The sequence below is a fragment of the Paenibacillus sp. GCM10027630 genome (genome assembly GCF_042676305.1).
In the GTDB taxonomy this organism is placed as follows: domain Bacteria; phylum Bacillota; class Bacilli; order Paenibacillales; family NBRC-103111; genus Paenibacillus_S.
In genome coordinates this window covers 39,072-55,765 of the sequence record NZ_JBHTGY010000010.1, presented here as the reverse complement: position 1 = coordinate 55,765, position 16,694 = coordinate 39,072, and the positions used below count along the sequence as shown (strand labels likewise).

6 protein-coding genes are annotated in these 16,694 nt (G+C 44.3%); all 6 read right to left on the bottom strand.

Features of this window, described 5'->3' with window-relative positions; all coding sequences use genetic code 11:
* Positions 1–38 precede the first annotated feature (38 nt).
* The 6 genes from ACFQ0C_RS05280 to ACFQ0C_RS05255 all read right to left on the bottom strand — a co-directional run bounded on the left by ACFQ0C_RS05280 (position 39) and on the right by ACFQ0C_RS05255 (position 16,492).
* Positions 39–9,314, bottom strand: a complete 9,276-nt coding sequence (locus ACFQ0C_RS05280) for an S-layer homology domain-containing protein (RefSeq protein WP_379364639.1) — start codon at positions 9,312–9,314, stop codon at positions 39–41.
* A gap of 288 nt (positions 9,315–9,602) precedes the next feature.
* On the bottom strand, positions 9,603–10,475 hold the full coding sequence (locus ACFQ0C_RS05275; protein ID WP_379364637.1) for a cupredoxin domain-containing protein: 873 nt from the start codon (positions 10,473–10,475) through the stop codon (positions 9,603–9,605).
* Between the two features lie 31 nt (positions 10,476–10,506).
* Complete coding sequence (locus ACFQ0C_RS05270; RefSeq protein ID WP_379364635.1) at positions 10,507–11,457, bottom strand: TIGR03943 family putative permease subunit; 951 nt, start codon at positions 11,455–11,457, stop codon at positions 10,507–10,509.
* A 33-nt stretch (positions 11,458–11,490) separates the two neighbouring features.
* The gene (locus ACFQ0C_RS05265) at positions 11,491–12,552 is read right to left on the bottom strand and encodes a permease (RefSeq protein WP_379364633.1); all 1,062 of its coding nucleotides are present in this window, start codon (positions 12,550–12,552) and stop codon (positions 11,491–11,493) included.
* Between the two features lie 15 nt (positions 12,553–12,567).
* Positions 12,568–13,788 (bottom strand): HupE/UreJ family protein, encoded by a 1,221-nt coding sequence (locus tag ACFQ0C_RS05260; protein WP_379364631.1) that lies wholly within the window; start codon positions 13,786–13,788, stop codon positions 12,568–12,570.
* 205 nt (positions 13,789–13,993) lie between these two features.
* Positions 13,994–16,492, bottom strand: coding sequence for an ATP-binding response regulator (locus ACFQ0C_RS05255; RefSeq protein WP_379364629.1), 2,499 nt, complete (start codon positions 16,490–16,492; stop codon positions 13,994–13,996).
* Between the last annotated feature and the right edge of the window lie 202 nt (positions 16,493–16,694).

The window sequence follows — 16,694 nt, the reverse complement described above, 5'->3', positions numbered from 1 at the left end:
CTATTCTTTTGTGGCAGCTATCAACTTATGAAATCTGTTTATTTCTTTATTGCTTTTAAAATGACGGTTACAGCTTCAGCGCGTGTTGCATTTGCTTTTGGTTTGAATGTTCCATTTGCGTACCCATTCACAGTACCATTGGCTGCTGCAGCGTCCACTTCCAGTTTGGCCCACTCTGAAATGTCCGAGCTGTCTGTAAATTTGGTTCCGCTCGTTATCATTGGCAGCTTAGCCGCGCGGACAACCATTGCAGCCATCTGTTCACGGGTAATCAAATCATCTGGTCCAAAAGAATTATCACTAAAGCCCGAGATGATTTCATAGGCCGCGGCGGTTTCAATTGACTTTTTAGCCCAATGATTAGCGGTATCCGCGAATATCTTCCCACTCTTTTCCTTAAGGCCTAAAGCCTTTACCATTGCTGCTGCAAATTCGGCACGGGTGATATTTCTTTCAGGTCCGAACGTTCCGTTAGGATATCCATCAATTGCGCCTGCCTTAATTAGTTCAAGAATACTATTCTCTGCCCAATGGCCTTTAATATCCGTTAGATCCAAAGAAGCAGGTATAGTTGGTGTTGATGTTGAAGCGTCTTGAATGTTAGTTGAGAAAACAGCGAATTTTGTAAAATGATTTACAGAACCGGTTATGACAGCATTCACGATATCCACTTGCGGACTATCCAATGAAGTCCATTTCCGTTCTGTTTCATTGAACCAATAAATTGACAATTTTGACTTTTCAGTGTCAACCTTCGTCTTATCGAAAGGCAAGCTGATCGAAATAGCTTTGGTAAATGGATTCTCTTTGTCCTTCTTAATTTCAAAGATATCACTCACCAGCTTGAGGGTTGCATCTGTAGCTAGGTCGGCCGTATTAGTTACTTTCTCTACGGTCACTTTAATGTCGGAATTGATTGCATCTGCCGGAATGACGATCTTAACACCATTATTAATAATGGTTCCGCCAACAGCTGCAGAAATCATATCCGTGTTGGCAGCCGATGCTCCCCCACGATGTGAGCCGCTGCTTGAAGTCGGTTGAGACTCGGTATAACTAACAAATTTGGTGAAATGCTTCGTCCAAATTACCAGGTCGTTGCCTACATCGATTTTCGCCTCTCCACCAGCCGAAAGTTTACTGTCAGCCTCTTCTTGAGTATCCGCTGTTAGCGTGTTAGTAATTGGTGCGATGACTCCGTCTCTAACAAATCCAGCTAATTTTCCTGCTTGGTTAGGTATTGACAGCCTTACAGCTTTGTCAAAAGTTAATGTTAGCTCCGGTACACCGACCTCGATTACCGCACTTACAATTCCGTTGGTTGCTGCAACACTATTGTTTGACAGAACCTCTGGCAGCTTAATTGTTCCATCCCAAGCGGCAGGAGCGGAAATAGTTACTCCGGAAGGCAGGGAGACGCTAACCTCGCCTATTGAAGTTGTTTCCTTCGCTTCCACCAAAGGCATAGTAGCTTGTTTAGTATCTCCTACTGTAGTAGGTGTGACTTGTACTTTGGCATTAGTCACCCCTGATGGAATGATTAAACTTACTGGCTCTGTTGTTACTTGCACTGGCGTATTGGTTACTGTTATAGAAACCGCTCTTGTAATCAGCAAGGTGTACATTTTTCGTGCTGTTCCGTCTTTTGCTGTTACTTTTACCGTAATTGTGTTTAAGCCTTCAGACAGATTGATTTCTTTACTGCTCGCCTTATACCCGTTAATTTCCAGGATTGCGGTTGAATCGTCTGCGGCTGCCGTAACGGTTACGCTGCTTACGTTATTTCCCACACTCAGCGTATATTCCGATTTATCCTTTGAAAAATTAATCGTTGCACCGCTTAATTGCAGCGACTTTAAGTTAACGTTTGTAGTCGCCGGTACAATGACTGCAAGACTGGCTGTGTCCGCTGTCGTGTTGTCCGAGGTTCTCGTGATTGTAAACACGAGGTTTACGCTCGTTTCGGTCACTTGCGGCACAATAGTACCATTCGTTGCTATCACTTCCGGATGGCTCGATGTTTGGATCGCAATTGTATAGCCCGTCGGTACGCTTGGCAGCGTTATGCTTGTCGCGTCTTTCGCCGGTGCTGCTACGGCTGTGATCTCTGCCGCTACCTCTGCTGCTGTTCGCGCAGTTGGTGTTTTCGCCGGTACGATAACTGCAAGACTGGCCGTGTCCGCTGTTGTGTTATCCGAGATTCTCGTGATTGTAAACACGAGGTTTACGCTCGTCTCTGTCAATTGCGGCACAATAGTACCATTCGTTGCTATCACTTCTGGATGGCTCGATGTTTTGATTGCAATTGTATAGCCCGTCGGTACGCTTGGCAGCGTTATGCTTGTCGCGTCTTTCGCCGGTGCTGCTACGGCTGTGATCTCTGCCGCTACTTCTGCTGCTGTTCGCGCAGTTGGTGTTTTCGCCGGTACGATCACTGCAAGACTGGCCGTGTCCGCTGTTGTGTTGTCCGAGCTTCTCGTAATTGTAAACACGAGGTTTACGCTCGTCTCCGTCCCTTGCGGCACAATAGTTCCATTCGTTGCTATCACTTCCGGATGGCTCGATGTTTGGATCGCAATTGTATAGCCCGCCGGTACGCTTGGCAGCGTTATGCTTGTCGCGTCTTTCGCCGGTGCTACTACAGCTGTGATCTCTGCCGCTACTTCTGCTGCTGTTCGCGCAGTTGGTGTTTTCGCCGGTACGATAACTGTAAGACTGGCTGTGTCCGCTGTCGTGTTGTCCGAAGTTCTCGTGATTGTAAACACGAGGTTTACGCTCGTCTCTGTCAATTGCGGCACAATAGTACCATTCGTTGCTATCACTTCCGGACGACTCGATGTTTGGATCGCAATTGTATAGCCCGTCGGTACGCTTGGCAGCGTTATGCTTGTCGCGTCTTTCGCCGGTGCAGCTACAACTGTGATCTCTGCCGCTACTTCTGCTGCTGTTCGGCCAGCGAGCGATAATGCTTTTAGCTCCCTCGTATCTCTCACCCGAACACGTTTGCCATCGGCATATTTACCAGTAAGACCAACCGCTTCAAGCGTATCTCCCTTTTGGAGCTTCGGAATAGGTCCGGTTTGATTGATAATATATCCGTCCGCATAAACCAGGGCAGCTCCTGAACCATCGTTAATAATATAAGAGTTACCATCCGGTATCTCTGTGACCTTACCTGTCACTTTAACTAATTGGCCCTGATTAGCTTCAGCATATGCCTCTAGTGTGCTGACGGCTTTAGGGACAATTGGAGCACCAGGAGATGTGTTGAGTTTAACAATACTGTTTGCAAACTTATCAAACTCCAGCTCTGTATTATTCTCGAATATTTTAATATGCCCGTATACCCGAACGCTGTCTCCAACTTCAAGACTTCCAGCCGGCACTTCGTTAAATGCCATGATACCGCCAGTTTCATCCTGAACATAAACGGCGTCATAGAACGCTGTGGTCGTTACTTTACCTTGAATTATTGCTTCCGTACCCTCAGGCTTTGTACGAGCCTCGCCAATAGGGAGCACCTTGGATTCAAGGTGAGCTAGCCAATTGATTGCGTTAAGTGCAAAAGGATCGTTCCCCTTCGGATTGTACGTTTGATCCATTTGTTTATCATTGAAAATATTCATCCCTGTAACGATTATCCGACTATTCCCAATTGTTTCTGAAGCGATTAATGGTATTGCCGTTCCACCGGTTATTGAATCCAGGGGCGGACCGTTTTTCCCATTAGCCGTAAATACATTGTAAGGAACCGCATCGGACTTAACACTTGGCGTATCCTGGAATGTAGATTCGTTCCCTCTTACGAGAACCGTTACGGAGCTGCTGTCCTTAAGTGCAACTTTATTTCCTGCCCCGCCAGTTCCGGCCAAGCTTGCTCCGCTGTAATATTCAATCGTTGGAACAAAATCCGTTAAATTGTTATTTACCGGTGTCGGATGCAGCCGCACGGAGAAATTAGATGTCAAAGGAGTGCCCCAGAAGTTTCCTTCCTTTGTTTCATCAAATACGCCGTCATTATTTACTTGAATACTGGAGCCTATTCCAGACAATAGACTGTTTGCATTTTGATTGGAGCCGCCAAAATTACTTTTTTCAGTCAGCAATAGCGACCCGCCGTTAGAGATAAACTTATTAATTGTTGAAACTTCATTCGTCGTGTAGGCAGAAGCAGGATGAGTAACCATCAATACGTTCACGTTGCTTAATACTTGATCCGTGATCGGTGCCGTATTTTCAAGTACTGTATACCCTTGCTTTCTCATCATAACCGTAAATAATTTCAAATTATCTTTATACGAACCGGCATCTAATGTAGTATTCTCATTTTGATGGGTAGCGTCGATTAGTATGATTTTACCTAGTGGCGCTTTAATCGTAAATTGCTGTTCAAATTTATTGTTCCCAAGATCATGCCCGTCTTTGGCCTCAAGCACGATAATAACTTTATGGTCTCCAACGACCGGATTTGACCACTTCACACTCGCTGAGCCAGAAGTGTTGGCCGGAAGCGAATCAATCGTTGCATCTCCTATGAAATGCTGGGAATCGATGCTGTCGTAATAAAAATGAGCAACTAGATTACTTACATTAATGCTTCCTTGATTACTGATTCCTGCTTTTAAGTCGGCAGGAAGTCCACCAATAATGGCTCCTTCGGTTGCATCAACATTGCTTACTTGTACAGCTAGATCTTGGTTTGGAGACCAGATTGGTGAAGAATAGATGCGATCTCCGTCTTTTTGTGTAACTCTAACAACAAACCATTGCTGACCGCCCAAAACGGTAAAGCTCGGTTTCCAATTAAACGATGTAGAATCGGAGGTTGGAATATAGCTGTCTACGACTCTTCCACCATTCGTGATCAACTCAACCTTCGAGATATTATCATTGGAGGTTGTTTTCAGATAGCTGTATTTGGGATCTGAGGAAGCTTCCAATACAGGGTCACTGCCGGTTATATTAAACTCCAATGTTTTGGTATCCACCGTTGAACCCATATAATAGCCGCTTGCCAAAACATCCAGCTTGAAATTAGGATCTTCGGACATGTATACACGCATTTTTCTCATTGCATCAAGAAGGGATTCCTGACTAAGGTCATTAGCTACAATCACAGTACGATTTTTGGTTTGTCCCCAGGTTGCATCATGGTTGTCCTCGCCGTAAGTAGGAGCAACGTGCCAGCCTAAGTCAAGCGCATTAAAAAACTTATCCTGAGCATTCGCATACGAGTATTTGCCTGAACCATTACCTACTTCAAGCATTGTGAACAGCTTGTCCACTTTTTTATCGTAGGGAATAAAGTTTGCAAATGCATTTGCAGACATCGCAGGATGATTGAATTGAGCAACGATGTTGTCATATGTCAAAACCCAGCTGTAATAATTTTTGAGATCCTGGTAGGTTCCGCCTTCTTCTACGCGATCAATAAAATTACTTGTTCCAAACACATTGGAATGGCCCCATGTTGTTGAAGTCATTTCAAATGCCGGAAAGACTACAAAGCTTCCGTTTTTCGTATAGCGATTGGCCAAATCTTTAGTTAGCTGCCAATTCGCTCCGCCTGAACGCTCTTTCATTCCGTTATGATCTACGGAATCTTTACCTACAAGACTTGAATCAATGTCATGGGAATGGTCGGAAAAGGCAAACCAGTCATATTGATATTTCTCCGCTGCCTTTAAGGCGTCTTCAGGTGCACCATCCGCATCATGCGAAATATTAGTATGATTATGGGTCGTTCCCCTGTAATGATTGCCTCCGATAAATCTTTGCAGTACTTCAAAGCTCCAGGAATAAGCGGATAAATTACCAAGCTTATCTTTAGCTGAGACAGCAACTGTATGAACGCCTACAGATAGATCATTGTCTGAGGTCAAAGCTAACTTGATATCTTTTTCAGATATGGCCGCTTTTGAAGTGAAATCATTGCCATCGATTTTTATGCTGACTGATGACGTGTTTACCCCGTTAGGATCATCTAAAGCTATAGAAATAACAGGGTGGCCTGTATCAACGCTTTCACCATTTGCAGGTGATGCATTCGTATATGCAGGACCGTCTTTGTCTTCTACAACATCAATGCTGATCGGATTGTTAAAGTCACCGGAAGATAGTGTCTTTCCGTTCCCCTTTGCTTCGATGTAATATAACAATTTACCAGCTGGCACACTTGCTTGCGGTATTTTACCATTGTAGCTCTTACCGTCTGCCGAGCTCATAATAATCGGGTTAAAAGTCGAGTCTGCCGTCCCTTTATAATACAATGTAACGGAATCCGCATTTTTAGCAGCGGCAGTAAAGGAAACATCTATTCCGATATAAGCTTTGACTAGCGGAGTATGTGTGAACTGCAGCTCCCCTTTTACATCGGAAGCCGACCTTGGAAGCACATAATATCCACTTTTAAAAGGAGAACTGTTTTTGGATTGACCCACGATACCTGTAAAGGCATAGGTTCCTCCTTGTTCAATTGCTCCATTACTTACATCAATGCCGGAAGTCCCTAATATACGTACAATGGATAAATTTCCTGCATCATCGGTGATGGAAATGTCATAATCCGGACCGGATGAAGGTATATTCGTTACTGTTCCTGAGATCGTGACCAGCTTGCCTTCCAATGGTTCTGCTGTTGCATAGCTATTCATCGAATTCAAGCTGATTAATTGAGGAGCAGGAGTTTGATCCGGACCTACATGAGTAATTGTTGTCGGAACAAATCGGGTTGTCCCGGCAGTAAATACAACATGCCCGTCAATTTTAAATTTGTTGCCAGCCTGAATAGCGGTCACTGGAGCTTTACCGTCAATAATGTTGATACCGCCGGTTGCGTCTTGAATATAGAAATGGGTCTTCTCGGCTCCAAGTGCGTTATTGTTCGAAGTCGCAACTCCTTCAATGGTCGCAGCATAGCCCAGATTTAATGGAAAGCCGTTCACATCATTGATGCGTAATTGATCAATAGGTGTAACCCCGTTTGGATATCCCGTTACATTGACTCGGGAATATTTGCTTTCAACAGGGGTCGGCTCAGTCGAATCCGTATGAGTTACATAAATCGACTGATTGTTGCCGGGATTAGAGAAACTCAATGAGAACGATCCGTTGGCAGCTGCCGTAGCTTGTTGAACGGATGAAACGGTTTCCCCATTATACAAATACACTTTTACTGTAGCAGATGCCGGAACGGCATTCGCTGCGCCTGAGACGGACGCGGTCCCACTAGCTTGTGTAAAGGTAATTAAGGTTGAATCCGGTGAAGTCATGAATTTAGAGTTATGAATAATAACTTCATCCGGCTGGGATGGGCTGGAAGGAGCATTCATTACGAAATCCTTGGACGGGTCTTTCGTAAACCATCCGTTGCCTAAACCAAACGCAATTCTTGGATCGGAGCCTGTATTGGTTCTACGCAGCAGGGTCCCGCCTCCGATGCCCGTGTTAAAAAATGGAGTGCCCCAGTGATCTGTTTTCGTGGCGAAGCTGGTGTTAGTCCCATTACCAAAAGCCACAATATCAATCGCTTTGGAATCATCTTGGCTGCTTAAACCGGTAATAGAATTAGCAAGGGCAAAAATGCCTCCCGTAGAACCACTCGGATTAATAGTGGTCGTTAGATCCGCTGTTACGGGAAGATTTGCACCTGTTCCCCCCGTACTTCCTGCTACAAGAAAATATCCATGAGCCTTGATCGTACCATTCAGTTTACTACCTGCTCCAAAGTTCGTTCCAGTTGCTGAGGTATAAATGAGAGCCCATTCATTGTTAAAATTAATATCCTGATTTGTTGTATTGTACAGCTCAAAAAACTTCGTTTTGTAGAATGCGCCGCCATTGCCACCATTAACATAAAGCTGGCTTATTACAACGTCTCCCGGGGAATAAGATGCGCCGGGAATGGATACATTAACCGTTGTTTTATCGCTTTCTATTTTACCGGTTTCCTTGGAGGTTACGTATACGGCATTTTTGCCTCCAGGGTTCGTAATGGTTAGATTAAACGAGCCGTTCGCAGTCGCAGCCGTCGTGCCGGCCACTGTATTGTCATCGAAATAAACGCTAATCTGGGCATTATTCGCAGCAGCTCCGGCGGACCCAGTCACCGATGTTGATTTTGTAAATGCGATTTTGCTTGCATCCGGCTTCAATGTTTTTTGAATGGATACAGTCACTTTATCGCTTTCGTCATTGCCGCTTGCCGTCGCTGATACTAATACGGATGTGCTGTGAGCCGTATTGCCGATCGTCAAATTGAATGAACCGTCACTCAGTGCATTCGTTGTTCCTGCAAGCGTATTGTCCGGTAAATAAACTTTAACAGCAGCAAGCCCATATACGGCTCCCGCAGCACCTTTTAGCGTCGTGTAGTCATCAAATAAAGTAATTTTGCTTGCATCTGGATTATTCGTTTTTGGAATCGCTCCAAAATCAACAGATACTTTACTGCTTTCGGTTTTCCCGCTCTCCAGAGAAGTTATATAAACTTTACGCTCTGAATTGGGATTATTAATTGTGATATTAAAAGCACCGTTTGTGTCTGCTGCTCCGGTACCTGCTACGGAATTATCGGCAAGATAAACCTTCACATTAGCTCCGCCATAAACAGCTCCACTAACGCTCGAAACGTTCGTCAACGTATTAAAAGAGATTTTATTCGCATTAGGGGCAGCACTTTGGCTTTGGCCCAATTTCACGCCATTAATAACGATGCCGGCGATTCTGCTGTTGCCTCCACTCCCAGTTGCGGTACCGCTGCTAATAGGATTAGTTGTATAATTTAGCCAGCGAATAAAGACAGTGGGCTTATCATTCACTTCAATAGGCAATGCAAGATTGTCCGGACCCGCTGTAATCGTAGCTGTATTTACATACGACCCGTTAGGAACATCATAGAATGTAGTACCATCTGTACTGTATTGAATTTTAAAATCCTTCGGAGCTGTTCCAGTGCCATAATGCTTGGAGGTCAGAGTTAGCTCGGAGTAACCCTTAGTACTGAGCTGCGCTTGCCAATAGCCTCCGACTGTTTGCCAGCCGCTAGTGTAAACTGTTGCGTCCGAAGCCGTGTAACTAACTCCCCGCGCCCCGCTTACCGTAAACAATGCATTCGTTAAGTTAGCATTGGTTCCGCTGGTCGCAGCGATTGCCACAGGGTTCGTAGCTGCTGCTGAAAAGGTCCACCCCGCAACAATCTCTGGAGCAGCAAATACCTTTTGAACTCCAGCATTCGGTAAAATCATCGTTACCAACATCATTACAATCAACGCAAGACTATACCATCTTTTATTTTTATTAATAAGACCAAACATTCTGCGCACACCTCCTGTTAGCATAAAAAAAAAAAAGGATGCAATCATTCCATCCATTTGAATCCAAACCCTGTTAACAACGTCCAACAACTTATTTGTATACTTCATTCGTTCTATTGAATATAAGCCACGATTTCCCCCCTAGACTTCTAAGCCTGTCCTGATGTCAATTCTGCTGCTGTTCCCTTTCTATAAAGTAATGACAATGACTGCTTGACAACTATAACAGCCTTTTGTAAATAGAATGTTTTCACAAAGTTAAGTTTTCTTTAATAAACCACTTTTCAATTACTTCTTTTTTGTAACGGTAAAGCTTCCTTTGAAATCTCCTGTACCCAGCATAAATTCATATTTTCCAGGCTGTGGATTATCCAGAAGAAATGAATTTTTTCCTTCCTTTAATGGCGCATCAATTTTTAAATCCTTAGAAACCAGCTTAAAGCCGTTACCTGCGTTTGAGCTTACATTAAAAATGACCTTGATCATTGTATTTGCTTTAAAATCAATATTTTTAGGATTGAAACCAGAAGCTGTCACATCGATTGTCGCTACTTGAAGATCGTTTTCCTCGTCCATTGAGGTAACTTGGCTTTGTATTTGGCCTATTTGCCCCATTGCGATTTTGCTTTTATTCAATAGGACGCCCCCAACCATCACGAAAACTACTGAAGCAAGAAGAATGGTTTGAATATAGGGATATCGTTTGACAGCAGGCGTAGGAGGAGCTTTCTTGAGCTGCCCCTTATTTATTTGGTAATCAAATACTCTTAACAGCAAGTAAATACAAACGATATATCCCAGATCAGTAATAATAATGACGTTGCCTGATATGAATATCATACTGCCAAGAACAATGCCGATGAGTGTACCCAAAAATCCTGACAATATCCCGTTGATCACATCAAGCATATGGAACGGTTTACCTGCAAGAAATCCAATCGTAAGGGCAAACAAACCACTAATAACAACACTTAAGGTGATCTGATATTCTAGCGTTTGAACAGTCAGGATACCAAGAAAAGCACTGGAGACGGCAACCATCGCCATTGAACTCAGCTTTCCGGCTGAGCCTGCAATCAATCCCTTGTAACGATGAATACGAGCAATGAAATATCCGGTGATAAGAAGAACGATCAATAAGCTTCCGATGCTAAGCAGCATGGCAAACACCTCTTTATTCGTTACGCGAACGTTATAGTTTTGAAGCAAAATTCCAGTCGGGGTAAACGTAAGGAACACTCGGTTCAGCTGCGGGTTGGACTTTTTCGACTATGAGTTTTATTACAGGCTGTCCGTTGTATACGGTTTTTCCTATTTTTCCAGTAATAGTGACCCATGAATCATTAGCTAGAGCATTCGAGTCGGACGACTCCGCTATAATTCCATATGGGGATATATCGGCTATACAATGAGTCATGCCCATTCTGCCTACAATAAATTGATTGCCAGGTAATCCAGCTTCCCGATATACAAAACCTTTTATTAGAATCTCTTTATTCTGAAAGTTGTCAGCAAAGGAATTTAATGCATGGAGCTTTTCAATAAACCACTCATCCTTCATTTCAATCGATTGCTGCTTGTACAGCATCATGCCTAATCTGGCATAATCCCGATCGTATACATTAGCTTTAAATAACTGCTTCAATGCAGGATCTTCATTACCGCCCAGCTCAACGAGTTCTCCTGATGCTTGGATGGTCCGAACGGCATAGCCGCCTAAATTCATTCCCTTTTTATCGACCAAGGAGCTGGCTGTCGCTTTATTGGGCAAGCATGACCCAAGCACAAGCGGAATGATAAATAACCCGTAGATAACAACATTTTTCCATAAGGATCCATCCATTCCATGAGCATGATGATGCCCGAAAGCAAGCTCCTGAGAATCGTCCGGCACCTGATGATCGTGACCGCATGAACAGGGGATAGCTTGCTGTTTCAGAGAAAGGAAGGCAATATAAAATTGAAAACCAGCAGTAATAAAAAGTGCCGCATCCGCTAATTTCACATAAATGACAAGCTGCGGAACGATAAACTGAAGAATATCACCCGAAATTAATAAATAGGCGATATAAACTGCAAAACCTGTCAAAATCGCCGCTCTTAAAAAATAATGAACATTGGCAGAGCTGATTTTTACGTTCACAAATTCACCTTCCCTTGTATGGCTTATAAGCCTTTAATTCAACATCCAATGAAGCGCTAATGTACTTGCAAAAACCAATACAAATACAAGAGCGAAGAGTATGACCACGAATTTTGTTCTAAAAACCGCCAGCATCATAAGAAGGCTTTTCAAATTAAGCATGGGGCCGAACACCATAAATCCGACCAGAGAGCTGTTGGAAAATGTCGTCTGGAATGATTGCGCAACGAAAGCGTCCGCTGTCGAACAAAGCGATAAAATAAACCCGAGTCCCATCATTATTAAATTGGAGCTTGCCACGTTATTTCCCATTGATGCCAGTCCATTTTGTGAAATGAATATTTGCAGCAGCCCAACTAATATGGAACCGAATACTAAATATTTGCCCATCTGAAAAAATTCGCTTATGGAATGGCTCATAACCTCTAAAAGCTTATTACCTGACGAATGGCTGTGTATCTCATGGGTATGTTGATGCACGGAATGCCCGCTGCTGCTATTTCCCCCGTCTTGTCCAGAATTCTTATGCAGCGTTTCCTTCAATTGATTCGGATTTACAAACCGATAAATAATAAGGCCAACGACTAATGCTACAACAATTGCTACCCCCATACGGCTGTAAGCAACTACCGGCTGATTGCGAAAAGCTGTTAAGGTCGACAAAAAAACGATGGGGTTTAAAATCGGCCCTACCAATATAAAGGTGGACGCAACGTATAGCGGCATCCCTTTTTTAATTAGATTACGAATCGCAGGAACCATGCCGCATTCACAAATAGGAAAAATAATCCCCAGCATACCTGCAGTTACAATCCCTAGAAACGGGTTTCTGGGAATCAATCTCCTGATGGTTTGTTCCGATACAAATACCTGAAGCAGAGCCGAAACAAATACTCCGATTAAAATAAAAGGCATGGCCTCGATAATAATACTGATCAGCATCATTTTAAACACTTGCAGCTTGGGATTACTTAGTACAAACCCTAAATCTTTGGCTGAAAACAGGTACAACATCAACACAATAATTAAACATATAACTACCAACAGATTGCTGTTCGATTTTACAGGTATATTCTTTGCTGTTGTGCTTCGCAAGGTGTTCGCCTTCTTCTATGTTATTATTCTTTCAGCCAACCAAATTCCGCCTAAAATAAAGGCAACTGAGGATAATGCGATAACAACTCCCCGGGAATGCCTCCAATGTTGGATACGGGCAAGTATAGGTAAGCATACTACGACTATCAAAAGCTGCACGGCTTCGATCCCGATGTTGAAGCTGAATAAATCGACTGCCAGCTGGTTGGTAGGAATATCCATCTCCTTGAGAATATCGGCAAAGCCCATCCCGTGAATCAAACCGAACAGGAATGTCAGCACCCACCGGTTATTAATGTTTTTGCGGAAAATGTTTTCGACAGCGACGTAGCATATGCTGAACGCAATCGCAGGCTCCACAAACTGGGGAGACACATTAAGCCAGCCTACAACGGATAATGTCAACGTCAAACTATGAGCTACAGTAAAGGCGGTTATAATTCCTGCAAATTTCTTGAAGCTTTGTCTGGCGATAAGCAGCGCTAGCAAAAATAATAAATGGTCATAGCCTGTCAAAATGTGATTGATGCCAAGCTCAAAAAACGATAGCCAGCCTGCGGTCATATTGGTTGTATTCGCTGCCGCATCCTGCTGATCAGTTTCAGCATTAGTATTTACCTGTGTCTTAAGGCTATCTTGAGACAACCCGGCATACGCGCTTTCTGACATCATCATGGACCAAGATCGGTTTTTACCGGATAAGGCCGAAGTACTTTTCTGCGCTCCATAATTAATAGTTAGCAGATTAACGTAATTGGTTTTTAAGTCGTTTGCATATAATTGATCAGTAAGAGATATCCCCTGTGAAGCCGATACAGCTGGATAGACGACACTTAGTGTAACCTGTGTTCCTTCCCCTTGACGATTAAGCGTTATATTATTCACTTTCAACCATGTCTGAGGCTCACCATTTATTTTTAAAGTAACGTTCTCTTTAATTACCGATTCAATCCGGTTCTTTACCGCGTTAAATTCTTCAGCCTCCAGCATTCCGTTTCTATTAGCATCGCCGTCAGTTAACTCGATAACCGACAGTTCATCGATTACATAAATCATTTCCGTTTGAGATTTTGTAAAATTTAAAGTCGTGTAGCTCGCGCTGTATGCGTGGGCCTGCACCGTCCGGCTGCTTGAAAAGAGCATTATTACACAGCAAATTAACAAAAAGTAAAAAATGACATTCAATCTTCCCAATAATGATGAAGCTTTGCTTGATCCTGCTTTTAGTCTAAACATAGATGTCCCTCCCGTTTACTCTTCCAAGAATACTAGTTTAGTATAACGACCAATTGTAAAAACAAAGATGCTGCATGATTAAGATAATGTAAACGTCCCTATATATTTCTGACATGTCGCAAGCCAATAATAATTTTGCATACAAAAAAAAGCCCGACCCCTCCATAAATGGAAAAGTCAGACATCGTCTATCCAAGCACTAATATCATTCAAACATGGAGTACGGGTTTGCGGACAGGCGGGAGAAGTTCAAATCCGAAGATACATCCGCATGATCAAGCAGTTCCAGCGCTAGCTCGTGGTAGGAATATGCGTCCGCTTCCCTGTTCATAAGCAGCAGCAGAGCGATCATCTTGGAGTGCAGCCGTACCAGTACAGGCAGCTCGGAGAGTGCATATTTTTCACGAATACATCTGCAAGTCTCGTAGCCCGAAAGTCCAGGCATCATGACATCCAGTATGACGAGCCCGATCCGGCTGCGACCGTTATCCAACATGTCCAGCGCTTCCTTGCCGCTAGCCGCAATGAGCACCTCGTAAGGCTCATCTGCCAATGCCGCTTTAACCACCCGCAGATTAACCGGATCGTCATCAATGGCCAGGATTGCTTGCCCTGGCTTGCCGCCACCGGCAGGAGGAAATGCTGCGACAGCTTCTTGTAGACCAGTCGGAAGACGTACTTCCGTGGATACGTCCACAGCTACAGTCTGCCGGAGTTCAGCTCCCTTCCATCCTCTCCCATCACTAATGGGAATCGTAAACGTAAAGACGGAACCATTGCCAACTTCCGACGAAACTGAGATTTGTCCTCCATGAAGCTCAACCAGGTACCTTGTAATCCCAAGTCCAAGCCCTGCTCCTCCATATTCCCTGGCTACGGAAGTACCTGCTTGCTCGAACGCTTGAAAGATTATGTCCAGTTTATCCGCTGAAATCCCAATACCTGTATCGGCAACGGCAATATGCAGCATACCCGCTTCTGCCTTAGCCGATACAGTGACTTGGCCTTCAGGTGTAAATTTGATAGCGTTGCCGATAAGGTTATACATAATCTGAAGCAAACGGCTCTCGTCTGCAAGCGCGTATGGTAACTTTTCCGGCCAATCCAGCCGAAGCATCACGGGCTTCTCCCCGATATAGTGCCGGAACACCTCCTGCTGAGCTGACACGAGCGAGCGGATATCAACAGGCTTCAATTGCAGTTGAATGCCTCTGTTCTTCAAACGGGACAAGTCCAGAATATCGTTGATCAAGTTAGACATGCGGCGGGCCACCGACGTAACAACCTCCAGCTGCTCCTTCTGGACTTCATTCAGCGAACCTGCCTTTCCTTCGGACAAAGCCAAGGTAAGATTCAGAATACCGTGCAGCGGCGTCTTCAGCTCATGCGAGGTATTGGCTAGAAATTCGTCTTTCATTCGATTCATGGCTATCAATTCGCCCGACATTATTCCAATGGTATGATAGGCATTGGTGAACCGTCGGGCAAGCTCCAACGCTTCAATAAAGACAAGAAGAATAAAACCGTAGGATACGAGCTGCATATCGATCCAAATAATTCGGCCATCACTGTATAGAATATCGTGAACGGCCGTGGTAACGAATACAAGCCAACCGGTCAGCTGAAGCAGCGCCCCGCTTCTTCCGCGCCATAAGGCCACAGAAAATCCGTAAAGAATGTAACCCAAACTGAACAACGAAACGACTTTGAAATACCCGATTAAGCTGGTATACAATTCGGTTGGTAGAAGCAGTACAGTTCCTATAAAACCACTGCCAATCCAGACTAGCGGCTTAATAAAGCTGCTTTTAAAATCCTTCGGATATAACTGCCTCACGAACAACAATGCCATTGTAACCCCGCCGTAGTAGGTGAGATACTCCAACAGAATAATGAGCCTGATTTCTGCGGCAGGGTAGACATGGACCAGGTAGATACCACCCACAACCCATTGACGGATTGCTCCCAATAGGCAGCAAATGCCGAAATACAAAGTCGACCGTTCCTCGTGGCGCAGCAAATAAACCGCAATTTGATACAAGCCGAGCAGCGCACAGCCGCCAAATACCGCCATGTCGAGAATCCAATTGCGCTCCTTCATGTCCAGCATGTTTCGCTCGGAACCCAAAGCTAGACTATACCAGATGCCCCCTTGCGGATAGAGATTATTAGCGATCTGCACGAGCAGATCAAACTCTCCGGCGGGAGGATCGAAAATGACAGTTTGCGGGAAATAAACAGGCTGTACAGCTGAACTCTCCTCTGCTACTTTCCCAGCCTCTGCAATGACTCGACCGTCTACAATAATTTTGTAGGCTGGTGCTATTGCTGGAATTTGCAAACCGAGCGAGCCAGTTTCCCCCTGCGTTAGAACCTTAAGCCTGTAGGTCGCATAGCCTTGACCAGGTTTTCCATAACGCGTCCATACCCCGGGAACTTCCGCGTATGAACCCGAATTTAGCGAATTCCCGACGCTTATATCTGCAGTTGTCAGCAGCTGATCCCATTGGAAAGACCATGTACCGTTAAGCCGAACCGTCCCATCCCGGTCCAAGCTCCAATCGCGCAAGTCAAGCATGCCCTCCTTCGCTCGAGGGCCTATCTTACCGGAGGAAGGGCCAATGAAAGTCATTGCCAATAAGGAGACTAATGCCAGCAGGATGACAAATAGCATACTGAATCTGAATCGCCGACTTTGGAGCATACTCCCCCTCCCCTCCCTCCGGTTTCCCACTAGATTTATATTAGCTCAATGCTTGATCACCCTATTTTACATTCATTATAGCAACATATAAGTGACTTTACCCATAATCTTCACTAATCTTGAACCATATAATTGCCAAAAATAACAGGTATTTAGTTAAAATTATCATCGTTAACGAAACAGAATACCCCTATGTTTGCCA